The organism is Pedobacter glucosidilyticus DSM 23534 (assembly GCF_000425145.1).
GTDB classification, from domain to species: domain Bacteria; phylum Bacteroidota; class Bacteroidia; order Sphingobacteriales; family Sphingobacteriaceae; genus Pseudopedobacter; species Pseudopedobacter glucosidilyticus.
The window spans coordinates 44,638-70,281 of sequence record NZ_AULF01000017.1 but is presented as its reverse complement, the minus strand read 5'-3'; the positions used below and the strand labels follow the sequence as shown (position 1 = coordinate 70,281).

Below are 25,644 nucleotides of genomic sequence, written 5' to 3'. Positions count from 1 at the left end.
CAATGAACTAATCCCCAATCCCTAAATCAAAACTCACTCCATCAAAAATATCCCATCCACTAATAAACCAATGACTAATGAACTAACTCCTAATGAACCAATGACTAATGAACTAATCCCCAATCCCTAAATCAAAACTCACTCATTCAAAAATAACCCCATCCACTAACCACCTAACAAACTAACCACCTAACAAACTAACCACCTAACAAACTAATCACCTAACCAACCAACCCCTCAACCTCTCTCGCAAACCTTTCATATCCAAACTTATCCAAACAAGCTTTCTGAAGAGCTTTTTGCTCTGGTATGGATAATTTATGTTGGGACAAACTTTTTAAGGCTTCTTGAATGGCTTTTACATCTCGAGGATGCACCAAGATACCGGCATTAGGGTTTTGTACAGCATCAATAGAACCATCTTGGTTTCCTGCTAATACCCTTAAGCCACAAGCTTGCGCTTCAATAAACACCAGTCCGAAGCCTTCCTTTTCGCTGGGTAAAACAAAAGCATCCGCAGCCTGGTAATAGTTGGCAATAGCTGCATCGGCAATAAAACCTGTAAGTATAATTTGTTCTGGTATGTTTAAGCTAATAGCTAGACTTTGTATACGTTGGTATTCGGCATCATCATATTTACCACCTATGATGTAATAGGCAATCAAGCCTTCCGACTTTAATGCCGCAATAGCTTGGATAACCAGATCATAATTTTTCTGTTGCTCGCTATGCTTTAAACGAGTTAGCGCAAAAAATAAAGGAGCTTCATCTGGGATTTGGTGAGTATGCCGGATGCTAGGATGATGTTGAGCTGTAATTTCCGGAATGGTAAAATAGGGGTCAAGTGCATTCGCAAGCACTTTAATTTTTTCAGGAGCTACAGCATGCCTTTTTATCACTTCGCTTTTGGTAAAAGCACTTACCGCAATAATTTTATCTGCAACATTTAACAACCTCCTTTTAAACCAGTTTAAAGGTCGCCATACCTCAATACCATGCGTCCAAAGAATCACCCGGCACTTTGGTTTTAACAATTTAAACAGGCAAGCGATAGGCGCCAGGTTAATATGACTTAAAACCAAAGTATCATATTTGAATGCCTGGAGCATAGTGAAAAAAGCGCCAGCTTTGGGCGATGCGCCATAAGCTTTAAAGAGGGAAGTATCCAGATAGCGCTCATCACCAGAAGTATCGTATAAAGAAATCATCTTAAAAGCGCATTGTTTTTGCTGATGTAGACCATAGAGGGTAAAAGCAATGCCTCTACATACTTTTTCAATGCCACCAGTTAAACTAAACGTACGAAGAGTGAGGAAAAGAATTTTTTGAGGTCTCTGAATCAATACTTTAGGTTAGTATAATTTTTTTTATAGTCCCCAAAACAAAAGAGAAGATAACTGTATTTATATATGGAAACCTTATGATTAACCACAGCTTCGCTTCCTCAGTCCCATTTGTTAAAGGGCTAAGTGCTTCCGATTGTAAAATTATCATTATTTATGAAAGCCAAAGCAGGTTTTTTTAAATTTTTGATTTATTCAAACAGCTTAGTTGTTAAACCATTTGATTCCCTATTATGTACCCGTTTTCATGACCAATCATCCAGCTATTTTTATATTTTATTACTGATCACCCAAGCAGCTCGCTGACAATGGCTCATCTACCTCTTTGTGTTTAAGGTTATAGGCAAGCGATTAAACCACTCTTTTTTTACTCATTTCAAAGTATATCCAAAAACGCAGCTAACAGGGTACTAACAGGGTCATAACAGGGTACAAACTATGTATTAAACCCTATAAAGAACCTGTAACATACGCGTAATAACATATTAAATATCGAATAAGAAAAGGAATTACTATAGTTTAGTGTTTATTTTCAGTCCAAGCGAGTCGTTGATGGAGTTTACAAATCCCCCCTTTCCCTTCCGTCCTGTTGAGGTCTAATATATTTCATATAAATCAATATGAAATGACGTGTTTAAGTAGTTCGATAGTCCTGCCCAAGCATTAACGACCGTTTACGCCCAATTCCGCCTTGGCGGTTGCGGCTTCTACAGGATTAGCCTTAGTAGAACCTTTAGAAGCAAGCGGCGCAGCGGAGAGTTTTTGGGTACTTTTTGCGGGAAAAAGTACCTTGACATGGCCGGTCAAGAGGCCGGAAAGCCAGCAGGTGAATGCCTGATTTTTAAACATTTATAAATAGCGTCAATGGTAACAAAGTGAAACATCTCACGATAAAAGTCTACAGCTTACAAGTGGCTCACCTTTCTTGTGTGTTGCTTCCTATCGTCAGCATGACTAGTAGGTGAGGATCATGCAACTTTTCCCTTCCGTCTTGTTGAACAAAGTGAAACATCTCACGATAAAAGTCTACAGCTTGCAAGTGGCTCACCTTTCTTGTGTGTTGCTTCCTCTCGTCAGCATGACTGGTTGGTGAGAGTAACGCAACCTTTCCCTTCCGTCTTGTTGAACAAAGTGAAACATCTCACCATAAAAGTCTACAGCTTACAAGTGGCTCACCTTGCTTTTGGGTTGCTTCCTCTCGTCAGCATGACTAGTAGGTGAGGATCATACAACTTTTCCCTTCCGTCTTGTTGAACAAAGTGAAACATCTCACCATAAAAGTCTACAGCTTACAAGTGGCTCACTTTTCTTGTGTGTTGCTTCCTATCGTCAGCATGACTGGTTGGTGAGCATCATAAAACAAAGTGAAACAACTCACTAAAAAAGTCTATAGTTTACAAGTAACCACCCAGCTCGGTGTCCTCTGCGTCCTTAGCGGTTAAAACATTAAAACCAAACCGTTAAGTTAATACCCAACAAACTAACCACCTAACTCCCGATAGCTCGGGACTAACCACCTAACCACCTAACAAACTAACCAACAAACTACCCCCCTAACACATACATCACACATAGATCACACATATCAATCCGAAGGAGCTCCGAAGGGAGAAAACACCAAAAGCCACACTTTTCACCATTTTCACCCCATTTCAGTAACAAGAGCAGGAGCAGTATCAGGAGCTGATAGGTTCTATTATGTTCTATAAAGGTTGCATAAGGTTCTATTTGGTTCTTTTGAAAGGACAGCTATAGGATATTAATAATCAGCGTTTTAGGTTTGTCATGTCCAAAGCGTTATACCGGTAGCAGCATAAAGACAGGTTTACTTATTTCACTTAAAATTTTAACAACATGGCAAAGTCAAGAAACAACGTCATCATATTTAGTTTATCAGGATTAATAGGGGATCTATTAATCTCTAAACAAAAAGAATGGGAAAAAACTATCAGATTGTCTAATGGTCCAAATAGCAATATAATTTGTATCCTAAAAAACCACCATCACCACCCAGCTCCGTGTCCTCTGCGTCAAAACATAACGAACACAGCGAAGCCATCACCATTTTTTTGTCATAGCGAACGTAGTGAAGCTATCTCTTTATACAAGGCTATCCCTTCATACAAGTTATAAGAGACTGCCACGTACCTCGCAGTGACAAACTGGGCGAAGACAATGAAGCTATCTCTTCATACAGGTTATAAAAGAGATGCTTCGTTCTTCGCATGACAAGCGTATCGAACGGAGTGAGTTAATTTCACCACCCAACTCAGTGCACTTTATGTTTTGTGGTTAAAACCCTAAAATCTCAGAAGTTAAAAAAGCGATGCAATCGCCACACCAGGTTAAGACCTCGTTGCAAACGAGCTCAAGAGGAAACTTCCTAAATGTCCGCTTTTTAGATTCTTTCTACTTTCTACTCCGTACTTTTCTACTCCCAGAAAGGAGCAAACGTTGATAAAAAAATAGACTATTCCGAAGTACATGAGCAATCCCCAAGAGCCGGAAAAAAATCAAAAACAGGAGCAGCAACAAAAAAGTTAGCACAACCAAGCCTATAGCGCATGCGGTTTTGCGTCCGAGTTTGCAGAAACTATTATAATGCAATACCTAGCAAAAATAAGCGCTCCCTGTTTTTGAGTGTGGGTAAGGGATGTGCGGCAAAGGCTCCTGCGGGATTGATCAAGGGTTTTGATTACTTTTGCCCTCACAAAAGTAATGGGCCCCGCCGGCTCATGAGGCGGTTAATTGTTATTATTAAGATATTATAAACTAAAGTACAATTCCGCTTTGGTTAAAACCATGAAACCTCAGAGGTTAAAACATAACGAACACAGCGAAGCCATCACCATTATTTTGTCATAGCGAACGTAGTGAAGCTATCTCTTTATACAAGGCTATCCCCTTCATACAAGTTATAAGAGACTGCCACGTACCTCGCAGTGACAAACTGGGCGAAGACAATGAAGCTATCCCTTCATACAAGGCTATCCTATAAGTATTATAAGAGACTGCCACGTTCCTCGCAGTGACAAACTGGGCGAGTGAAGCGATCTCTTCATGCAGGGCTATCCTCCCTCTATGCAAGTCATAACAGAGAAGCCACATACCTCGCTTGACAAACTAGAGCGTTTAAACAAAAAAAAGTCTACAGCTTGCAAGTAACCACCCAGCTCAGTGCTCTCTGTGCCCTCAGTGGTTAAAACATAGCGAGCAAAGCGAAGCTATCCCATCACGCAAGGCTATCCCTTCATACAAGTTATAAAAGAGAAGCCACGTTCCTCGCTTGACAAGCGTATCGAAAGGAGTGAGGCAATTTCACCACCCAGCTCAGTACACTTTTGCGTCCTCCTGTGGTTAAAACCCTAAAATCTCAGAGGTTAAAAAAGCGATGTAATCGCCACACCAAGTTAAGACCTCGTTGCAAACGAGCTCAAGAGTAAAGTCAACTTTCCACTTTTCCACCTCACCCTTTCCACCTTTCATTTTTCCACCTCTTCCACCATTTCTGCGGTCTATCATCCGTATAATAGCCTGCGCCATCATAAGAGCCATCATTATAGTAATAACCATAATAGTTATCACTATACTTAGTACTATAATAATTAGAATATAAAGCTTCTGTACGGTAATCGTTTAAGATGATGAAAGTATTATCCAACTGATATTCTGTAGCGATACGGTTAGGAATAGTAGCAGCAGAAGGTTTAGATTTACCAGTTCTAATCACAAACAAATTAATATCACTCACCCGGATGAGGGGTAGGGCATCCGAAACCAAACCAATAGGAGCCGTATCAAACAAGATATAATCATACGCTTGTTTCAATTGCGTTAAGAGCTCAGTTAAGCGAGGACTATACATCAGCTCTGCAGGATTTGGAGGTACCTGGCCAGCAATAATGAAATCCAGATTTTCCTGACCGCTAGCATGAATAATATCTTTTAGCTCATGCTGACTAGCCAAATAAGTACTCAAACCCGCTTGTTGCTTCAATCCAAAAGTTTTATGAATTTTAGAACGCCTCAAATCAGCAGCAATAAAAATCACTTTCTTATCTATCAAAGCTAAAGAACTAGCTAGGTTTAAGCTCACAAAAGATTTACCTTCACCAGCCACTTCAGACGTTACACATATCACTTTCGACTGTTTATCACCAGCTACAAAGCTCAGGTTGGTTCTAACAGAGCGCACCGACTCTGCAAAGAGCGATTTAGGTTGAGCTAAGGTGAGCAATTGCTTGCTATCCGTATCCAATTTTTGTGGATAATTCCGAATCAAACCAATGATAGGAGTAGTGGTTAAGCTCTCGATGGTTTCCTTATCATAAATATAAGGATTCAATAGGCGAGCTAAAAAAATCAATCCAATACCGCTACCAATACCTATAATCCAGGCGAAACGCCATATCGCTGTTGGCACAGGTGATATGGGGTATAGATTAGGTCGGGCAGGGTCAATAGACTTGGCATCAGGCAGGATAGAAGCCTTAGAAATTTGAGCCTCTAATTTCTTTTCAGAAAGATAACTAAAAATCTTCTCATTGATGTTATAATCACGTTGCAAGCCAAATAATTGGCGTTCTTGCGTAGGGAGGTTTTGTAAGCTATTGTAAGCTTCTTTTAGTTTATCCTGATTGAATTTTTTAGTCAACTTTATCCTATTGATAGTAGCCTGTATATTATCAGCAGCAGCTTCACGTAAGATGTTCAATTTGGCATCCAATTCCTCCATAGGTTTTGCGTTATTTTTGAAGGTATTGGATAAGGCTATACGTTCCTGAATAAGGCTATTCCATTGCCCAATTAAATTGCTGAGTAAAGGGTCTAAAGAGCCGTCCAGATTAAAGTTCAGATTGTTCCTTTGGAATTGCTTTTGTAACTGGTTTAACTGTAACAGTTGTAGTTCAATACCCCGATTTTCTGCTTCAAAACGCGTAACCTCACTCAAAACTTGGGAGGCTTCTGCACTTAATTCTAAAAAATTATTACTTTGTTTAAATTCTTTTAAGCGCTCTCCAGAATTGGTTACAGCTGTAGTGAGATTAGCCAATTGCTGATCGATAAAATCTATAATTTGTTTAGCAGATTGTGTCTTATCATTCAAATCATTCTCTATATACACTTTAATGATGGCATTCAAAGCATCTGCTGCGAAATAGGGGTTACTATCACTTTTACTTAAGACAGCTATGGAAGAGAATCTAGCAGCTTCACCAATATTTAGGCCAGCTCCCATACGACCATAAAAATCGCTCTTCTGGTTGAATTTAAAAAGGTATTGTGAGCCACTAGCAAGGTTCAATTTTTTTTTGATATAAAAGCTAATTCCTGGAAGCTGAATAATATCATTATAGTTTTTTTGAATTTCTTTTTCTCTTCCCTGATATTTATAAGTTATTAAAAAGCCTTTAGGATTAGGATTAAGACGGATAACTGATTGATGAAAATTAGAACTATCTTTTTTAAGGACATAAACTAAAAAAGGCTTTTGAGGGTATAAATCAGTAGTCCTTATTCGTCCATCTATAAAATAGCTCACTTCCCAATCAAGATAATTTACAGCTTTTTGTAGTGTACGATGGCTCTTCAAAGTCCAAGTTTCTGAAAGTATTTTGTTTGTAAAACTTCTAGTTGATGAGGATAGGGTTACGGAGCTACTTAAATTGGCTTGTTTTTCTTCAAACTTAAGAAAGGTAGAAGTACTATATGTTTTAGGTGTATACCAAAGATATATATAAGCACACAACAAGGAAATTACAATTGTAAATAAAATCCAATACCATCGACTGATTATGATAATGAAAATTTTTCTATAATCAATTTCTTGATTTATACTATCTTTTTTTTTGTTTTGCATACTACCTATTTAGCCTGTCTACGATAATGTAAGCACTTAACAAACTCATTCCTATTCCTATTAAAGTTCTAGTAGAAGTAAGATTATCAATTACTCTAATACCATTTCTGCTTTCAGCGTATATAATATCGTTATTTTGAAGATACATATGATTATCAGATAAACTTCTAATATCTTCTAAATTAATGAGAATCACAGTTGGATTAGATAGATTACCTCTTATAATTTTTATTTTTCTAGAATTAGCTCTTTGATTAAGACCACCATTAGCACCTATTGCCTCTATAAGATGTGTCTTTTCATTGTTAAGAGATATATTACCTTGTCTAGAAAATTCCCCAAGGAAAGTAACTTTTAAATTGGTTAAATTAACTTTTATAAGGGGCTCTTTTAAAAGTTTCTTTGAATACTCTTTATTTAAGTATTTTTCTGTTTCTATTATACTCATTCCTGCTAAAGAAACCTTACCTAAATAAGGTAGCGTAACACAGGTGTCAGATTCTACTATGTAATCTAAATCTTGTCCAGTAGTCCTTGTTTGATTTTCTAAATACCCTAGTACTGCTGTCTCATTTTGAATATTTCTTAAGTTTAATCTATCACCAGGTGAGATTAAATATACCTTCTCAGAAATTGAGTCTTTATTTAGTACTAAAGTTGGTGTTTTAAAATTATTTATTTTATGAGGGAGTTTAAACAAGATATTTTTGTTTGAACTACAAGAAGAAAATAAAAAGATTACAATAATGTAAAAATATTTATATTTAAAATTAATCATTCATTTTTTGAATTTATCTTCAATAGTAGTAAAAACTTTTGTTTTTAAAAAGTATGTTTTGAACTATAATTTGATTAGTTTTGTTTTAATAATACGATATTACCCTAACTTCCTTGATAATTAGGAGATTATTATGAGCAACTTTAAATGTCTAAAGTCATTTGTTTTAATACTGTTTAACGTATTGTTAAGTTCTTATATTTTTGCGTCCTCAAATACTGATTTTTTTAGAACTAGACAAAGTGGTTCATGGAATAATGTAAATAGTTGGGAAAGCTCAATTGATAATGTAATTTGGCAAACGGCAGATTTAATACCAACTTCTTCTTCAAGAGGAATCACAATTAGAGAGAACCACACAATTACAACTGATGTCAATTTGACAATAGATGATGTATTTGTTTTAAGTGGTGGGCAATTAAATGTTAATTCCAATGTGATTATAGCTAATGGTTCAGCAGCTAATGATTTCACTGTTTCTGGTATAGTTGAAAATTCTGGTTCAATTTCTCCCACCGGTCGTTTGGTCTTTAATAGTGGAGGTGTTTACAAACATACGCACACCACAATAGGAGGTTCTATCCCATTTGCAACTTGGAATAATGGTTCGGAGTGTCAAATTATAGGTTTTACTACTAATTCTTCTCATATTTTGTTATCAGGTTCTAATAATAATTTTTATGATTTTACATGGAATTGTCCGAACCAACAAATAAATTCAGCACCCACGCTTTCTCATTCAATTAACGTAAGAAATAATTTCTCTGTAATAAGTACAGGATTAGGTGTTTTTAGAATGATTGTAAGTAGTGCTAATGTAATAACTAGAACAAAAAATTACATACAATCAGGTGGTATTATGAGCATAATGACCACTAATGAAGTTGTCAAGTTAAGTCAGCTTTATGTATCCGGTAATTTTATTATGACAGGTGGAGTACTTAGTAAAGGTAGTGGGAGTGGAGGTAGAGGGAAATTAATTTTTACAGGACCTGGAGAACAATTATATCAAAATTCAGGAGGATTATTAGAGGGTAATATAGAAGTTGAGGTTAACTCTGGTGCAATATTAAATTTTTCTAATAATATATTGCCAACTTATAGTGGAAGCTTTTTTGCAGCAAGTGGTTCAACTCTTATAACTTCAAATCCGCAAGGTTTTGCAGCATCAGGAGCTATTGGCTCTATTCAGAATAGTGGAGTGAGGATCTTTAGTGATGGTACTAATTATGTTTACAACGGAAACGTTTTACAACAGACAGGTACAGGATTACCTAGTATTGTTAACAATTTAACCATAAATAACCCAGCTGGTGTAGAGCTTAGATCAGGTAGTTTAACAGTTACAAATATTTTAAATTTACAAACAGGCTTTTTTGATTTGGGTACTAATCCTTTAATTAGTAACGGAACTTTTGGTAGTACAGGAAACGGAACTTTATTAACCCAAAATACTAGTGCAACACCTTTATCCGCTAATAAAACTTGGAGTGGCACAGTTCAATATAATTCTCTCGATAGTCAATCAATAGTTGGCGGTAATTATAATAATTTGAACAGTAGCGGGGGAGTTAGAATTTTACCTTCTATTCTTAATATTGCCGGCGTTTTTACCCCAGGAATAACTTCTAATTATAATACAGATAATACGACGATTGTTTTCAATGGAGCAGGTGCTCAATTAATTCCTGAGTTTAATTACTTTAACCTAACCGCCAGTACCGGAGGAACTAAAACAGTTTCAGGTGCATCTAGTGTAAGCAATACCTTAACCGTAAATTCTCCTGCTGTGCTTAATGCCAATGGTAATTTAACTTTATTGGCTACAGCAACCAATAATGCAAATCTAGTAGCATTAAGCGGAAGTGCTGATGTAACAGGTAATGTAAATGTTCAGGTTTATTTATATGGCGTTCCTAGTGGGCGCATAAGAGGAACCAAAACCATGTCTTCTCCTATTAATGATAATCTTATTGCTGGAGCTAAAACTTTCGCTCAACTTAAAAACTATATACCTATAACGGGTCCGGGTAATACTGCCAATGGTTTTGATTTAGGAGGTACAGGAGATTTAAATGCAGTTACCCTCAATTTTTATAATGAGCCTGCTGCACCAACAGTTTCTGCATTTACCCCCGTTCCAGCATTAGCTACGGCTTTAAGTCCGGGTACTGGCTTTTTAACCTTCTTTAGAGGTAATAGAAACAATATGTATACTTCTCCGGGTAAACTAAATGCACCTTTTCTACCAGCAGAGGATGTGCTTTTAACCTTTACCGGTCCTGTCAATAAAGGAAATATCGATGTTCCCGTTGGGTTTACCAATTTTGGACATAGCACAGATGGTTATTATATAGCAGGTAATCCATACCCGGCAACCATTGATTGGCATGAACTAAGAAATGCTTCTTCAAATTTGAGTAGTACAATCCTCATCATTACTGGTGGTAAACCCAATGCTACCTATAATGCGGTAGGTAATGTTTCCGTAAATGGAGGTTCAAGATACATACAGCCAGGTCAAGGTTTTTATGTACAGGCATTAAGTGGAGGGGGGACCTTAAGGTTTAGAGAAAATCAAAAGAACACCGTAGAGGCACCTGCCAGATTACTGGCTAAGCCAGATGATGTTATTTACACAGATTTTGCTAAAGTTAAATCCTCCGGAAATGCGCAGTCTCCTGCTAAACAATTGAGATTGAGTTTGTTTAATTCAGAATTTTCTGAGGAAGCATTATTGGTTTTTGATGATGCTTTTACCAAGTATGTAGATGATTACGACTCCAAATACTTAGAAGGATACAATATTAATTTAGCTACTATTTCTCCTCGTCAAGAGCTTTTAGCCATCAACTCCACAGCTCCTCTCGATACCGTAAATCTATGGGTAAATGCTGATGAAAATAGTCAAATGACTTTAAAATTCGGGAATCTGGATGCCTTTGCAAAACAGCAAATACTATTGTGGGATAAACTTTTAAATAAGAAAATTCAAGTAAGTAGTGGTGATGCTTATACTTTTGCGATAGACAAATCAAACCCTGCAAGTTATGGTGCTGATCGATTTTCTGTATTGTTTAAAGAGATTGGAATTACGCCTGCAACTAACGCATCCCTAAAAATTTTCCCTAATCCTGTGAAAGAGGAATTAACAATAGACTTAGGTTTACATCCAGCTGTAGAAATTTCTATAGTAGATATGAGTGGAAGAATCTTAAAAATGAATACTTTTGCAGAAAACCAGGAAATAAAAATTAACGTATCTGATTTAAATCAAGCTATTTATATGCTTCAAGTCAGAAACAGAGATACAAAAGAAATTATTTCTCATGCTAAGTTTGTAAAGAACTAATACTTATGATCAAAAAGGCTTTTCAAATTGTTTTATGGATATCTTTATCTGCTTTGCCTTTATGGTCTTTGGCACAGGAAGATCCCTGTAACGACCCCTTCAACCCCAATCCGGATGATCCGGCATGTGACCCTGATATTTATGTCCCTATAGACGGCGGCGTGTCAGCCTTACTTGTTGGAGGTATTCTTTTAGGAGCAAGAGCATATCGCAACAGAAAAACCAAAGAAGAAGAATCCTCACCCATTTAAGATGAGTTGTCATAGCAAACACCGTGTTTTGTCACAACGAACACCATATTTTGTCATAGCGATGAGGAACGAAGAAGCTATCCCTTCATACAGGCTATCCTATAAGTATTATAAGAGAAGCCACATACCTCGCTTGACAAACTAGAGCGTTAAAAAAACTCTACAACTTATAAGTAACCACCCAGCTCAGTGCTCTCAGTGCCCTCAGTGGTTAAAACATAGCGAGCAAAGCGAAGCTATCCCGATTGCTTTGTCCTAGCGAACACAGTGAAGCTATCCCTTCATGCATGTTATAACAGAGACTGCCACGTACCTCGCTTGACAAACTGGGCAAGCAAAGCTATCTCTCCATGCAATGCTATTCCCTTCATACAGATTATAAAGAGAAGCCACGTACCTCGCTTGACAAACTAGAGCGTTAAAAAAAAAGTCTACAACTTATAAGTAACCACCCAGCTCAGTGCTCTCAGTGCCCTCAGTGGTTAAAACATAGCGAGCAAAGCGAAGCTATCCCCGATTGCTTTGTTCATAGCAAACACAGCGAAGCTATCTCACCACACAGGTTATAGCTGTTGCATTCGTGTAAATAATGAGCAAAATCTAAATCATATATTGATTATTGAAATTAAAATCCCTTGCTTTGGACTTTAATTATTAAAACCCTATGCTCATCAGTATCATTACGTCAACATACAATTCGGCCGCCTATATTCAGGATGCATTAGACGCTTTCTTGCTGCAATCCTATCCAGTAAAAGAATTGTTAGTCATAGACGGTGCTTCTACAGATGATACTTGTGAAAAGGTAAAAGCAAGGATGGAGGGGCAAGTCTTTCAGTTAATTTCTGAACCTGATAAAGGAATTTACGACGCACTCAATAAGGGGATCCAAATGGCAAAAGGAGATATCATTGGTATTTTGCATTCCGACGATATTTTTGCTCATCCACATGTTTTGGAAAAAGTGGCCTTAGCATTTGAAAAAGACCCTTTCTTGATGGCTGTCTACGGAGACTTACAATATGTAAAAAGAGAAAATACCCGCAAGATCATCAGAAACTGGGTGTCTGGAGAAATGACTTTAGAAAAATTGAATTGGGGTTGGATGCCTCCTCATCCAACTTTATTCATCAGAAAAGACTGCTTTCTGAAGTTTGGAAACTACCAACTGAACTATCAATCGGCAGCAGATTATGATTTAATATTAAGGTTCTTGTATCGTTACCAGATTAAGACAGCCTATATACCAGAAGTATTAGTGAAAATGCGGGTAGGAGGTACCAGTAATGTTAATTTAAAAAATAGATGGAGAGCCAACAAAGAAGACCGACTAGCCATGCAAACAAACGGAATTGCATTTCCACTTCTAGCCTCCTTATGGAAACCCTTAAGAAAATTAAAGCAGTTTTTTTAGGTGGTTTTTTTAGTTAGTTAGTTAGGTGGTTAGATTGTTAGTTGGTTAGATTAAAATGTCGGTTAAGAAGGTTGTTTTATCCTCATGACAAGCAAAATGAAGCAATCTCTTCCTACAGGTTTAACCATTGCTCTATCATAGCGAACACAGCGAAACAATCACCATCGTTTTCATCGCGAACGCAGTGAAGCTATCTCTTCATACAAAGCTATTCCCTTCATACAGATTATAAAGAGAAGCCACGTACCTCGCTTGACAAACTAGAGCGTTTAAACAAAAAAACTCTACAACTTGTAAGTAACCACACAGCTTAGTGCTCTCTGTGCCCTCAGTGGTTAAAACATAGCGAGCAAAGCGAAGCTATCCCGATTGCTTTGTTATAGCGAACGCAGTGAAGCTATCCTTCATACAGGTTACACCCTCACTTTTCATAGCGAACACAGCGAAACAATCACCATCGTTTTCTCATAGCGAACGTAGTGAAGCTATCTCTTCATACAAAGCTATTCCCTTCATACCGGTTATAAAGAGAAGCCACGTACCTCGCTTGACAAACTAGAGCGTTTAAACAAAAAAACTCTATAACTTATAAGTAACCACCCAGCTCAGTGCTCTCTGTGCCCTCAGTGGTTAAAACATAGCGAAGACAGCGAAGCTATCCCGATTGCTTTGTTATAGCGAGCGCAATGAAGCTATCCTTCATACAAGTTATAACAGAGACTGCCACGTACCTCGCAGTGACAAACTAGAAGGTGACAAACTAGATAAACATAACGAAGCTATCTCATGTTTATATTGATTGAAGATTGATTTTTGAATTTTTGATTGATTAAGCTTTAAGCTTTCCACCTTTAGAGCTTTCAGCTCATACAGGCTATCCCTTCATACAGGTTACACCCTCACTTTTCATAGCGAACACACCGAAATAATCTCTATATGAAGATTAGGATAAGAAGCATGATTCTTCGCTTAATAAAGTAAAGTCAGCGTATTCACTTATAAAAGCTTACAGCTTTCAAGTAACCACCTAGCTTCCTATCGTCAGCATGACTTGTAGGTATGTATAATGCAACCTTTCTCATAAAATACCCGATATTTTGTTTCTTTGTACCCTGTAATCATGCCAAACGGCAAAGCATACCAAAAACAATAATGAATAGACTATACAATTTAGACTACTTAAGAGGCTTAGCAGCTTTTGGAATCATGATTTACCATTATCTAATCTGGACAGTAGATGAATTTTCGGCTGATACTTTTATGGGCAGATTTGGTATTTACGGAGTCTCTATTTTCTATGTGCTCAGCGGACTTACACTTTACCATGTCTATGGTAATAGAATGAATCCTTCAAAACAAGAGGTCATCTTATTTTTCAAAAAAAGGATTTTTAGAATATTCCCATTGCTTTGGTTGGTAACCATTGTTGCCATCATCTTATTTAAAAAATCGCCAAACCTTTACGATCTTTTGCTAAACCTTACCGGGCTATTTGGATTTATCAAATGGGACAAATATTTTTCGCCAGGTGTATGGTCTATCGGTAACGAATTAGTCTTCTATGTTTTCTTCCCTTTTTTTATACTTTTCATCAAAAAGTTTAAACCATTCATGTTAGCATTAACAATTTTCCTCTTAGGGTGCTATCTCTATTTCGCATTTGTCAAACTTAATCCCCAACTAACACTCAGCCAACAATGGAAAAACTATTTAAACCCTCTCAATCAGGTTTTTCTATTCCTTGGTGGCTTCTTAATTGGCTTCTTCTTTCACCAAACAAAAATTAAGAACACCATTATTTTTGCTTTAACCATCTTAGCATTTACGGCATTTACCTTTTATCCTGCCTCGGGAAACACCATCAACCTGGTAACAGGAACAAACCGACTTGTTTTTACCTTTTTTTGTTTTTTAATCTGTTTCTGTTTTTACAAACTAACGTTCAAGTTTCCTACTTTTATACACCAACCACTTACCATATTAGGCGAAACCAGCTACTCCGTTTATCTCTTGCACCCAATCGTTTGGATACTAACAGGCTACGCTAACGGAGTTTTTAGTAAATACAACTTCCATGCGCCAGCAAGACTAATGTTGTCAGTTTTCCTCACCCTTATCATCAGCTACTATGTTTATCAATACTTTGAAAAGTATTTCATCAAACTCGGACAAACAAATAAGAGCAATCCCGCAGAGCTGCCATTGTATAAATCCTAATTCCCCAATATAGCGCAACGTAGCCTTAAGCCTATGTAATGGTTTCTTGTGCTTCCTTTACATCTCTTTCCACTACATTTGTATTATTAAGGCACAAGAAGCTTTTGTTCGCTTGGTTTACCCCTTCATTACATCATTAGATGCTCTTTTTGAAATAATAAACTTATAATCTTAAATGATTGGAAAAAGAGCTTTTGCTAATATTTTATTATTTATTGGGCCTAAGCATTATAGAAGCTTATAACTCCATTTTGAAATCAATATTCATATCACCGTCCTTTCTTAAGGTTCAAATCAATAATTAAAGTATTTAAAATTGAAGCCCCCTTATCACCCAACACAATTATCCTAAACTCTACCCATCTTTTAACCCCAATTTTTCTTCCAGTAATAAATGATACTTTTCAGAAAGCAATTGGTACTTCTCATTTAACTGATGATACTTATTCAACCATCGGTCTTTTTCTACTTCCAATTCCTCATAACTCATTTTTTTAGCTCCATAAGCAATATGCTTGTCTTTAAAAGTAAAATCAATCATATCCGGAAATTCATCAGAAAAATCATGCTCCAGCACTTTACCATACCTCGCTAATGTCTCATAAGGTAAATCAGCCTTTTTAATATGTAAATAAAATGTAGGGTATTTGTAACCTGCTTTTTCAGCAATTTCTTTAATGGCGAATTAGTTTTCCTTTTCTCCTTTCTCCTTTCTCCTTTTTCCTTCCTCCTTTCTCCTTCCTCTTTTTCTCCTTCCTCTTTTCTCCTTTTGCTACTACTAATAATCTGAATTTTTAGGCTGGATATGCGCTATAGGATAAGGGATATTTAATAGTTATACAACAGCTTTTAATCCACGTTTTTATAGAACTATCGTAATAAATTATTAACTTTATTTTTTAAAATTTGCCATTATGAATGTGAATCTAAATATTTTGAATCAGAAGTTGGAATTGATTCAATGGTTATCTACAATTGAAGATTCTTCAATTATTGAGAAAATAATGGATTTAAAAAAAAAGGAAAGCAAAGATTGGTGGAATTCTATTTCCGAAAGTGAAAAAGAATCTATTGAACTTGGTTTGAAAGATGCAGAATCAGGAAAACTAAATCCTCATTCAAAAGCTAGAGAATTATATGAAAAATGGTTATAAAATTCTCTGGACTGACAATGCGCTAAAAGAATTACAAAAAACTGTTGAATATTTACAGGAACATTGGACCGAAAAAGAGCTAAGAAATTTAGCTACTAACCTTGAGAATACTTTAAATCTAATTTCTAATAATCCATATCTTTTCCAAGCATCAGAAATTAAAATAGATATTCGAAGAGCTGTTATTTTGAAATTAAATACTTTGTACTATAGAGTTAATGAAAATAATGTTGAAATTCTTTCATTCTTTTCAAATAGACAAAACCCTAAGAAAAAGAAATTAAAATAAACCGTTGTATAACTGCGGTTTTCAACTATTGCTGGGCTTGCGCTTGCTGTTTTCGTCTTCGTGGAAAATAATCTGGTGTCTACAACTTTATCTTTCAAAGAAGTTTTGTAGGTTTATTTTGACCGGTGTCCGCAGCAGAAACAGATTGAAAGCCGTTGAACGTTATTTTAAGAATCCCAGCAATTGACCAACTGATTTTAATGCAAGATGAGATAGCTAAAAAGAAAGACTCTGAAATAAAAAACTACTACAACTCTAGGGAAAGAAAATTTACTTTTTTAAAACTCGAATATCGTAAGTTGAGTTATCAGATATAATTATTCTGATTGCTTATTCAGTGGCAATACTAACTCATTTTGTTATAACAGCGTATTGCACATCCTGAACTTTATAAGGTTACACCATCACTTTGTCATCCTCGAATACAGCGAAGCTATCACCATCGTTTTGTCATCGCGATGAGGAACGAAGAAGCTATCTCATCACGCAAGGCTCTCCCTTCATATAGCTTATAAAGAGAAGCCACGTATCTCGCTAGACAAACTAAACCGATTAAACAAAAAAAGTCTATAACTTTCAGGTCACCACCCAGCTTGGTGTCCTCTGCGCCCTCTGCGGTTAAAAAATGGCGAATGCAGCGAAACTATCTCTTCATGCAAGGCTCTCCCTTCATATAGCTTATAAAGAGAAGCCACGCACCTTTATTAAAGACGGTAGCACAAAGTAAATAGCTTTTTTTACAAAGTAACCTATAACTCTATCTAAAAAATCAAAGTCATAAATTAAAAGCATAATTTCAAAAACATTTGAACTTCCCCCCCTTATCACCCCAACACAATTATCTTAAACTCTACCCCTCTTTTAACCCCAATTTTTCTTCCAGCAATAAATGGTACTTTTCAGAAAGCAATTGGTACTTCTCATTTAACTGATGATACTTATTCAACCATCGGTCTTTTTCTACTTCCAATTCCTCATAACTCATTTTTTTAGCTCCATAAGCAATATGCTTGTCTTTAAAAGTAAAATCAATCATATCCGGAAATTCATCAGAAAAATCATGCTCCAGCACTTTACCATACCTCGCTAATGTCTCATAAGGTAAATCAGCCTTTTTAATATGTAAATAAAATGTAGGGTATTTGTAACCTGCTTTTTCAGCAATTTCTTTAATGGATAAACGACTAGTTTTAGCTACTTTATGAAGTACTTCGCCTCTAGAAATATTAACTTTTTTATTACTCAATTTTATAATTGTAAAGAATTACAATATAATGGATAAAAAAATCTAGTATATGTATAATAATATTTGTTAAAATATATAATATTATATATTATTGTATATTAATTTATATATACAAGGCTTATTCTTGGCAAAACGTCAAAAAAATAGTCTAGAAGATTAATAAGTTTGTTAATTTAGCGAATACTTAAAATATTAAAAGCATTCGCACTTAGAGTCTTGTTCTGGAAATCTGCTAAAATTCTAGGGAAACGAGACGATAAGTGAAAATGCTCATGCTAAAGGCGTGGGCTCACTTATTCGTTTCCAAAGGTATAGCAGAACCTCCAGAACAGTAAGTTGAGTTCCACGCCTTTAGTGTTTCCTAACTTATCAAAAGGCTCCTCAATATATTTACCATGGAGCACCAAAAACAAATTTACGCCCTCATCATTTGTGCACCGGAATAGTGTTTAAGACATCAACCGGTCTGGCCCATTGCATCCCAAGAAATAAGTTAAAAAGCTGTTAATAGCCCGGCCGGTTTTTTTGTAGCGTCTATAGGAAGTTTTTGTCAGGCTGAGAGATAGAGGTAGCTAGAGATTGGAAGTGCTATCCTTCGACTCCGCTCAGGATGACAGTTCGACTTTACTTAGGATGACAAACGACTCCGCTCAGGATGACTTTCGGTTAGACGCTCAATGTGACATACCCTTAAACCCAAACACAAAAAAATGAACGATAAACATCGTATAGGATACATACTGCCTTTTTTTAAGAGGTACAATACTATCAAACTACTTGTATTCCTGCTAGTTGTGGTATCATACAGTAAAAAAGCCAAAGCCCAGCAGGCTTTACAAATAGGAGAAGAGCTACCAGCAGCAGCCTACCAGCAAGAGCCAAGCTTACAAGGCAAAGCCTTTTTGCTATTATTCATCAACTCCACCTGTAAAAACTTTCAGCAGCAACTGAAGCTTGCAGATAGCTTGGCCCAGCAAACAGGCATCAGCATACTAGCTGTAACCAAAGAAAGCCCGGCACAAATGAATAGCCAAACACGGGAAGCTTACAGCGCAGGCAAAGGCTTACGCTGGGTAATACAAGATGGCTATTGGCATCAGCTTTTTCCGCACCGTATAGCACCACACCTGGTCTGGATCAGTCCGCAAGGCAAGGTAGCAGCCATCAGCCATAGCAGTGCCTTAAAAGAAGAGAACCTGCTGCAATTTAAGCAGCAGCAAAACATCAAGCTTCCACTAAAAGCAGATATTCTAAACTTTAACCCCAAAGAACCACTCTTGCAAGAACGCTATCCGGGGCAGGCAGCCTATTATAGTCTGGTAAAACCCTATCTGGCAGGGGCAACAAGCAGCTATGGTGTACAAAGAGATAGCCTAAAGCAAACTATACGTACCTATATCATCAACTTTCCGCTCTACCGTATTTACCTCATGGCTTTTGAAAAAGCCTTCTTTATACTTCCTAACCGCTTGTTATGGGAAGTAAAAGATAAAGCAGCTTACCTGCCCGAGCTATCTACGATGGATAAAGAAGCATGGTCTCAGCGCTATGCCTATTGCTACGAGTCGGTATTAGCCCTGCATACCCCAGACAGCATCAGGCTACAGAAAATCGTAGCAGACTTAAACCAGAGCCTAGGCTTACATACCAGAGAAGAGTACCGTAAGGTAAAAGTATGGGTACTGCAAAAAACAGGAACACTCAGCCCTGCCAAACCCCAAAAAGTATTCAACAGCTTAAATGGACAGCAAGAACTCAAAGAGCTACGCAATGCCAGCCTTACTTCGCTCACCAGCTATTACAACTTTAAACCAGATCATATCCCTGTACTGGATGAAACCGGCTATACAGGCAGGATAGACCTGCAACTCAAAGTAAAAGATATGGAAGACCTAGCGGCAGTAAATGCAGCTTTAAAGCCCTACCAATTACAGTTCAGCATACAAGAAAGGCTGGTAGAATTTATCGTCTTTACAGAAACCCATTAGCATTTTCTCATAAACTAAACCAAACATCAAAAACATGCAAAAACTTTTAACGCTTTCTCTACTACTCTTGCTCTGTAGCACTATGCCAGCAAGAGCCCAAAATAGCTATACCTTAAAAGGTATCATCACAGATAGCTTAGGCAATCCACTTGTTGGGGCAAGCATCAAAACAGATGATTTACAATTACAAAGCCAGCAAGACGGTAGCTTTACTTTTAGTACCAGCCAAACAACACTCCGTCTGGTTGTTCATTATGTAGGCTATCAGGAAAAACAGCTTCAACTACAAGCACCTTATCCGACAAGTATAAACATTCGCTTAAGCCTAGGCAGTCAAACCTTAAACATGGTTACCATCAGTACAGGTTACCAAACTTTAGCTCCCGGTAGGATGACAGGTAGTGCAGAAGCTATTTCACAAACAGAGATCCAAAGAGCCACAGGTGCAAATATCGTAGAGCGTCTGGAAGCCTTAACACCTACTTTACAATTTGATAGACGAAGCAATTCGCCCAATTTATCAGGGGTCAATAATAGGCTTAGCATTAGAGGAATCACCAGCATCAATGCAGACAGTGAACCCTTAGTAGTGGTAGACAACTTTCCTTATCCCGGTGATATTAACAATATCAACCCTAATGATATCGAGAGTGTCACGATTTTAAAAGATGCTGCTGCGGCAGCTATCTGGGGAGCCAGAGCAGGAAATGGTGTAATTGTAATTACCACCAAAAAAGGAAGGTACGAGCAGAAAACGAAAGTATCTTTTAGCCAAAACTATCAATACACCCAACAGCCAGATCTTTTTGCCCTACCGCAACTCAATACCAATTCTTATCTGGAGGCAGAAGCTTTTCTTTATAGCAGAGGTTTTTACAATGCTTTATTAAACAACAGGAGGTTACCCGCCCTTACACCCGGTATAGAGCTATTGGTAGCCAGAGCCAATGGAACTTTAAGCGAAGCGGATTATATCCAGCAGCGGACCCTACTGGCACAATACGATGTAAGAGACGATTTTAGCCGCTATGTTTACCGCCCAGCTACCAACCAGCAATACAATGTCCATATATCAGGAGGAAGTGCAGGGCAGCATTTTTTAGTAAGTGCTGGTTACGACCGTAACCAGCAGCATTTAAACACCAACAGCGGAGAGCGCTATACTTTTAAAGCAGACCAAAGCTTAAAATTATTTAAACAGCTAGAACTACAAACAGCAGTTAGCTATGTAGAGGCAAACAACCAGCGGAATGGATCGCGTAGTTTGGTAGGCTATGGTCAAATCAGACAAGGGAACTTCAACCTCTACCCTTATGCCCGTTTGGCAGATGATAAGGGACAAGCCCTTGCCATAGACAAAGATTACAGAAGCCTAACGCTGCAAAGTGTTATAGATGCCAACCCCTTTTTACTAGATTGGGCCTACAGGCCTTTGCAGGAATTAACCGAGGCAGAAAACCAGCTCAAAAGAAATAACATTACGCTGGAAAGTAGTGCCAAATGGCGTGTGTTACCCATTTTAAAAGCTTCTTTAAGGTATCAATATCAACAAGAAAAAAGCCAAGAGCTAGACTACTACAGTCAGGATAGCTATTATAGTCGTAACCTCATTAACCAGTACACACAATTAAATGGAACCATTGTACAGCGTCAAATACCACTAGGAGGTATTATAGACCAAAACCAAAGTGTATTACAAAGCCATGCCTTACGCTTTCAATTAGATGGCGATATACGCATAGCAGAAAAACATCAGCTTCAAATGATGGCTGGAGCAGAGCGAAGAGCACTAAAAACCACAGGCGAGGCCTTTAGGCAATACGGTTATGACCCAGATATTCTTACCAGTGCTTTAGTAAATTATAATACAGTATATCCATCCTTCGGGAATTTAGCATTAGCAGGAAATATACCCAATAATCAGTTTAATACAGGTTTAAAAGACCATAACACCTCCCTGTATGCGCAGCTAGGATACGATTATCAACAACGGTACCTACTTACTTTAAGCGCCAGAAAAGATGCCTCTAATTTATTTGGTGTAGCAGCAAACCAGAAAGGCACACCGCTATGGTCGGCGGGTATCGCTTGGAATATCCATGAAGAAGCTTTTTATAACTGGAAAAAGCTTCCTTTATTAAAACTACGTTTATCTTATGGCTCGGGCGGTAATGTTAACAACAGTATTTCTGCTTTAACCGTTTTACGTTACGACCCTTCTGTAAACAGCATTACCAATTTGCCTATGGCAAGTATCATCAATCCACCTAATAGTGCCTTGCAGTGGGAAAGGGTAAATACCCTCAATTTAGCTTTAGACTTTGCGAGCTTAAATAACAGATTCAGTGGAAGTATAGATGTCTACCAAAAAAGAACAAATAATTTATTGGCTTTAGAGCCTATAGATCCCACTACAGGCTTTGCCTTTAATACCATCAATAACGCCTCTACCAGAGGAAAAGGAGCAGAGCTGCTTCTTAGCAGTATCAATCTGAAAGGAAAGCTTTCTTGGCGTAGTATGCTGATGCTGGCCTACACAAAAACAGAGGTAGAGCGTTATGAAAATGATTTTGTAGCCCGTAACTATGTAAGCAGCGGAGCAAATATATTACCTCTGGAAAATTTTCCCGTATACCCACTGTTTAGCTATAAAAATGGAGGTTTAGACCCGCAAACAGGGGCGGTTAGAGGTATTTTAAACGGACAGCCCAGTACAGACTATGCCAGTATAACCGCATCTACTGCAGTAGAAGAATTGGTATTTCATGGTTCGGCAATCCCCTTATATAATGGCATATTCAGAAATACCCTAACCTATGGTCCAATGAGTTTGTCTGTAAGCTTAAGTTTTAAACTGCACTACTTCTTTAGAAGACCAACCATAGATTATAGCGGCTTGGTTATAGGTAACAGCCATCCCGATTATGATTTACGTTGGCAGCAGCCCGGGGATGAACAAAGAACAAGTGTACCCGCATTCCTGTATCCTTTAAACAGTCAGCGGGACGCCTTTTATGGAAATACCGAAACATTGATAGAAAAGGCAGACCATATCCGCCTGCAAGATTTACGCCTCAGCTATCAGCCCAAAGATAAAGGACGTAAATGGATGCCACAGCAAACAGAGCTATTTGCCTATGCTAGTAATTTAGGGATATTATGGCAGGCATCAAAAACAGGTATAGACCCAGACTATGGTAGAAATATTCCCGCCCGGGCCACATTTGCTATAGGTTTAAGAGCTAGTTACTAAGTAGAAATAATACATAATAATGAAAATGATGAACATAAAAATATTTAAACAGCGCTTTTCTGTAGCCACTGTCATGTTGCTATGGATATTAACCGCATGTCAGGATTTTTTAGAAGTAAAGCCCAATCAACAATTGGTAATCCCACAAAAGCTGAATGATTTGCAAGCCCTATTGGATGAGACCTTTATCAATACCGTTCCGGCTATAGCAGAAGGAGCAGCAGACAACTACTTTCTTACCGATGCAGATTTTAATTCCTTTCCCTTTGAGCGAGAAAGAAATATCTACCTCTGGCGAAATACAGCAGATGATGGCGATGCTGGCAACTGGCAAAGGATGTACAGTACTATTTTAGCATGTAATGTGGTATTAGAAACTTTAGAGGCTAATAATTATTCGGATAACCAAAATGTAGCATCACAGTTAAAAGGCCAAGCTTTATTTCATAGGGCAAATAATTTTTTCAATCTATTGATGATATTTGCACCCGCCTATCAGGAAGCAACAGCAGCCACAGACTTAGGTATACCGCTTAGGTTGTCAAGCGATTTTAATCAGGTAAACGGTAGAAATAGTCTTGCAGCATGCTATGATAAAATCATTACAGATTTACAGGAAGCCAGCAAACTCTTGGAACCAAGGGGAATAGTAGCCACCCGCCCAGACCGATGTAATACTTATGCACTACTATCTAGAGTAGCCTTGTATAAACAAGATTATGCGATGGTAAAAGCCTATGCCGATAGTGCTTTAGCCATCAACAATAATTTGATAGATTACAATAGCCTCAGCACAAGTTCAAATATCCCTTTTGTAAGATTAAATGCCGAGACCCTATTTTATGCAACAGGAGTTTATACTATTTTGGCCCCAAGCAGATGTAGAATATCACCAGAACTTTACCAGCAGTATGAAGCACAAGATTTACGCAAGCAGCTTTTCTTTAGAGCTAACGCCGACGGAACTTTCCAGTTTAAAGGAAACTACAGTGGGCAAAACGGTAGTAGCATGTTTACAGGTATAACCACGGCAGAAGTATTGTTAAACAGAGCAGAAGCCTTGGCAAGGCAAAATGAAACGACACTTGCTATGGCAGACTTAAATACCTTATTGCTAAAGAGATTCAGAAATGGGAGCTATACACCAATGGTGGTAAGTAATCATGCAGTAGCCTTAGAAGTGATTTTGAGAGAAAGACGAAAGGAACTCATTTTTAGAGGATTAAGGTGGTATGACTTGAAGCGTTTGAATTTGTCAGCAGCAACATCAACCACCTTAAGTAGAACAGTAGCCGGGCAAACCTATAGCTTATTACCTAATAGCAATGCTTATGTATTTCCTATACCTAGTGATGTTATAGAAAGAGGAGGATTAGAACAAAATCCTAGATAGATAAACAAAACGAGGTTATCTCAAGTTTATTTCGAGTCTTTTTAGCAAAGCGAATGATACTTATAGAGATAACCCCGTTTCAAGCATTAATTTCTCAAGCCTACATTAGCACTTGGAGTATTATTGCTAACAGCGGCATTGATTTCAGCAGCCAGAGTGCTGGTAATTTCTGGCTGGTCAAAACCATTGTCTAGTGCCCTGATTGCACAAACTTGCTGGTCGCCACCACAATCAGGAGCAGCACTACCAGAGAGGACATAATTTTCAGACTGGGTAGGGTCGCCACTACCACTATACTGAAACCAAAGCTGTTCTGTTGCTTTACCACTATTGGCTTTAAAAGCAGAGAATAAAACAGCGCCTGAGATTGCTGCTACAGCAATCATAGGAATGATGAATTTTTTCTTCATCTTTGATTTGGCTTTGCTACATCTCGAAGCCATAGAGTTTTACATGAAAGGTTTGAAAATGAATAATTTGATTTTTATGATAGATTCTTTAAGCAGTACCTGAACATAAGCTTTTATTCGACCTTGGCCTTTGCGGCAGTGCTGCTTAAGCCTAAGCAGTTCCGTTGGTAGCAAAGGGCGCAGTCGGGAGCTTTTGTTTAATTTCGCGGAAAAAATGCAAAGCATTCATGAAGGCAAAAGAAAAACATGAAACCCTTTGAATAAAAGTAAATGCCATTGCCCGGCATGAGGGCAGGCGAGACTGTGCCTAAGGAATTATCATATTATTTTCATTCTTCAAAATCAAACATTTTGGTTATGCCTACTCTGTTACAGGGTTTTCGGCGTCCCCCTTTGTTCTTGAAGCATTAAAACAACAGGTGCTTATTACTGTAAGCATCAGTTGTTTTGAAGGGGATGTACTTGCAGCTATCCCACTTATTTAATTTGATTGAGTTTTTATGATAAATCCTTTAAGCAGTACCTGAACATAAGCTTTTATTCGACCTTGGCCTTTGCGGCAGTGCTGCTTAAGCCTAAGCAGTTCCATTGGTAGCAAAGGGCGCAGTCGGGAGCTTTTGTTTACTTTTCGCGGGAGAAAAGTAAATGCCATTGCCCGGCATGAGGGCAGGCGAGGCTGAGCTTAAGGAATTATCA

The 25,644-nt window shown here is 37.7% G+C and carries 16 protein-coding genes; 9 read left to right on the top strand and 7 right to left on the bottom strand.

Features of this window, described 5'->3' with window-relative positions; translation table 11 throughout:
* Window positions 1–221 precede the first annotated feature (221 nt).
* From H510_RS0107390 to H510_RS0107370, 4 genes are all read right to left on the bottom strand, one after another.
* Complete coding sequence (locus H510_RS0107390; RefSeq protein ID WP_026903742.1) at window positions 222–1,208, bottom strand: glycosyltransferase family 4 protein; 987 nt, start codon at window positions 1,206–1,208, stop codon at window positions 222–224.
* A 798-nt stretch (window positions 1,209–2,006) separates the two neighbouring features.
* Window positions 2,007–2,192, bottom strand: a complete 186-nt coding sequence (locus tag H510_RS20105; RefSeq protein WP_155977884.1) for a hypothetical protein — start codon at window positions 2,190–2,192, stop codon at window positions 2,007–2,009.
* A 2,617-nt stretch (window positions 2,193–4,809) separates the two neighbouring features.
* Complete coding sequence (locus tag H510_RS0107375; RefSeq protein ID WP_026903741.1) at window positions 4,810–7,203, bottom strand: polysaccharide biosynthesis tyrosine autokinase; 2,394 nt, start codon at window positions 7,201–7,203, stop codon at window positions 4,810–4,812.
* Window position 7,204: 1 nt separating this feature from the next.
* Window positions 7,205–7,903 (bottom strand): polysaccharide biosynthesis/export family protein, encoded by a 699-nt coding sequence (locus H510_RS0107370; RefSeq protein ID WP_211226553.1) that lies wholly within the window; start codon window positions 7,901–7,903, stop codon window positions 7,205–7,207.
* 262 nt (window positions 7,904–8,165) lie between these two features.
* Between H510_RS0107370 and H510_RS0107365 the strand changes: the two genes are divergently transcribed.
* From H510_RS0107365 to H510_RS0107350, 4 genes are all read left to right on the top strand, one after another.
* Window positions 8,166–11,333 (top strand): T9SS type A sorting domain-containing protein, encoded by a 3,168-nt coding sequence (locus H510_RS0107365; RefSeq protein ID WP_026903739.1) that lies wholly within the window; start codon window positions 8,166–8,168, stop codon window positions 11,331–11,333.
* A gap of 5 nt (window positions 11,334–11,338) precedes the next feature.
* Window positions 11,339–11,584, top strand: a complete 246-nt coding sequence (locus H510_RS0107360) for a PID-CTERM protein-sorting domain-containing protein (protein WP_026903738.1) — start codon at window positions 11,339–11,341, stop codon at window positions 11,582–11,584.
* Window positions 11,585–12,248: 664 nt separating this feature from the next.
* Complete coding sequence (locus tag H510_RS0107355; RefSeq protein ID WP_026903737.1) at window positions 12,249–12,998, top strand: glycosyltransferase family 2 protein; 750 nt, start codon at window positions 12,249–12,251, stop codon at window positions 12,996–12,998.
* Between the two features lie 1,152 nt (window positions 12,999–14,150).
* A complete protein-coding gene (locus tag H510_RS0107350) occupies window positions 14,151–15,215 on the top strand; it encodes an acyltransferase family protein (protein ID WP_026903736.1) in 1,065 nt (354 codons plus the stop codon).
* Window positions 15,216–15,570: 355 nt separating this feature from the next.
* Here H510_RS0107350 and H510_RS0107345 read toward each other — a convergent pair whose 3' ends face one another.
* Window positions 15,571–15,792 (bottom strand): hypothetical protein, encoded by a 222-nt coding sequence (locus H510_RS0107345; RefSeq protein WP_026903735.1) that lies wholly within the window; start codon window positions 15,790–15,792, stop codon window positions 15,571–15,573.
* A 337-nt stretch (window positions 15,793–16,129) separates the two neighbouring features.
* Between H510_RS0107345 and H510_RS0107340 the strand changes: the two genes are divergently transcribed.
* Complete coding sequence (locus H510_RS0107340) at window positions 16,130–16,369, top strand: hypothetical protein (RefSeq protein WP_211226552.1); 240 nt, start codon at window positions 16,130–16,132, stop codon at window positions 16,367–16,369.
* Entirely contained in the window at window positions 16,353–16,658 is a 306-nt protein-coding gene (locus H510_RS0107335; protein ID WP_026903733.1) for a type II toxin-antitoxin system RelE/ParE family toxin, read from the top strand. The genes H510_RS0107340 and H510_RS0107335 overlap by 17 nt, the downstream gene beginning before the upstream one ends.
* A gap of 850 nt (window positions 16,659–17,508) precedes the next feature.
* Here the strand turns inward: H510_RS0107335 and H510_RS0107325 are convergent.
* The gene (locus tag H510_RS0107325) at window positions 17,509–17,904 is read right to left on the bottom strand and encodes a hypothetical protein (protein WP_026903732.1); all 396 of its coding nucleotides are present in this window, start codon (window positions 17,902–17,904) and stop codon (window positions 17,509–17,511) included.
* A 710-nt stretch (window positions 17,905–18,614) separates the two neighbouring features.
* Here H510_RS0107325 and H510_RS0107320 point away from each other — a divergent pair.
* From H510_RS0107320 to H510_RS0107310, 3 genes are read left to right on the top strand one after another with little or no spacing between them, the layout of a single operon-like run.
* Window positions 18,615–19,892 (top strand): hypothetical protein, encoded by a 1,278-nt coding sequence (locus H510_RS0107320; protein WP_026903731.1) that lies wholly within the window; start codon window positions 18,615–18,617, stop codon window positions 19,890–19,892.
* Window positions 19,893–19,926: 34 nt separating this feature from the next.
* Window positions 19,927–23,145, top strand: a complete 3,219-nt coding sequence (locus H510_RS0107315; protein ID WP_081659221.1) for a SusC/RagA family TonB-linked outer membrane protein — start codon at window positions 19,927–19,929, stop codon at window positions 23,143–23,145.
* A 25-nt stretch (window positions 23,146–23,170) separates the two neighbouring features.
* A complete protein-coding gene (locus H510_RS0107310) occupies window positions 23,171–24,538 on the top strand; it encodes a RagB/SusD family nutrient uptake outer membrane protein (protein WP_162143066.1) in 1,368 nt (455 codons plus the stop codon).
* An 86-nt stretch (window positions 24,539–24,624) separates the two neighbouring features.
* Here the strand turns inward: H510_RS0107310 and H510_RS0107305 are convergent, their stop codons facing one another.
* Window positions 24,625–24,948 carry a hypothetical protein gene (locus H510_RS0107305; RefSeq protein ID WP_155977882.1) on the bottom strand — a complete coding sequence of 108 codons (324 nt, stop codon included), beginning with the start codon at window positions 24,946–24,948 and terminating at the stop codon, window positions 24,625–24,627.
* Between the last annotated feature and the right edge of the window lie 696 nt (window positions 24,949–25,644).

What these genes read in the sequence shown, in the direction of transcription:
- H510_RS0107390 (WP_026903742.1), bottom strand. Translation starts at nt 1,208, where the DNA reads ATGATTTCTTTATACGATACTTCTGGTGATGAGCGCTATCTGGATACT.
- H510_RS20105 (WP_155977884.1), bottom strand. Translation starts at nt 2,192, where the DNA reads ATGTTTAAAAATCAGGCATTCACCTGCTGGCTTTCCGGCCTCTTGACC.
- H510_RS0107375 (WP_026903741.1), bottom strand. Translation starts at nt 7,203, where the DNA reads ATGCAAAACAAAAAAAAAGATAGTATAAATCAAGAAATTGATTATAGA.
- H510_RS0107360 (WP_026903738.1), top strand. Translation starts at nt 11,339, where the DNA reads ATGATCAAAAAGGCTTTTCAAATTGTTTTATGGATATCTTTATCTGCT.
- H510_RS0107355 (WP_026903737.1), top strand. Translation starts at nt 12,249, where the DNA reads ATGCTCATCAGTATCATTACGTCAACATACAATTCGGCCGCCTATATT.
- H510_RS0107350 (WP_026903736.1), top strand. Translation starts at nt 14,151, where the DNA reads ATGAATAGACTATACAATTTAGACTACTTAAGAGGCTTAGCAGCTTTT.
- H510_RS0107340 (WP_211226552.1), top strand. Translation starts at nt 16,130, where the DNA reads ATGAATGTGAATCTAAATATTTTGAATCAGAAGTTGGAATTGATTCAA.
- H510_RS0107335 (WP_026903733.1), top strand. Translation starts at nt 16,353, where the DNA reads ATGAAAAATGGTTATAAAATTCTCTGGACTGACAATGCGCTAAAAGAA.
- H510_RS0107320 (WP_026903731.1), top strand. Translation starts at nt 18,615, where the DNA reads ATGAACGATAAACATCGTATAGGATACATACTGCCTTTTTTTAAGAGG.
- H510_RS0107315 (WP_081659221.1), top strand. Translation starts at nt 19,927, where the DNA reads ATGCAAAAACTTTTAACGCTTTCTCTACTACTCTTGCTCTGTAGCACT.
- H510_RS0107310 (WP_162143066.1), top strand. Translation starts at nt 23,171, where the DNA reads ATGATGAACATAAAAATATTTAAACAGCGCTTTTCTGTAGCCACTGTC.
- H510_RS0107305 (WP_155977882.1), bottom strand. Translation starts at nt 24,948, where the DNA reads ATGAAGAAAAAATTCATCATTCCTATGATTGCTGTAGCAGCAATCTCA.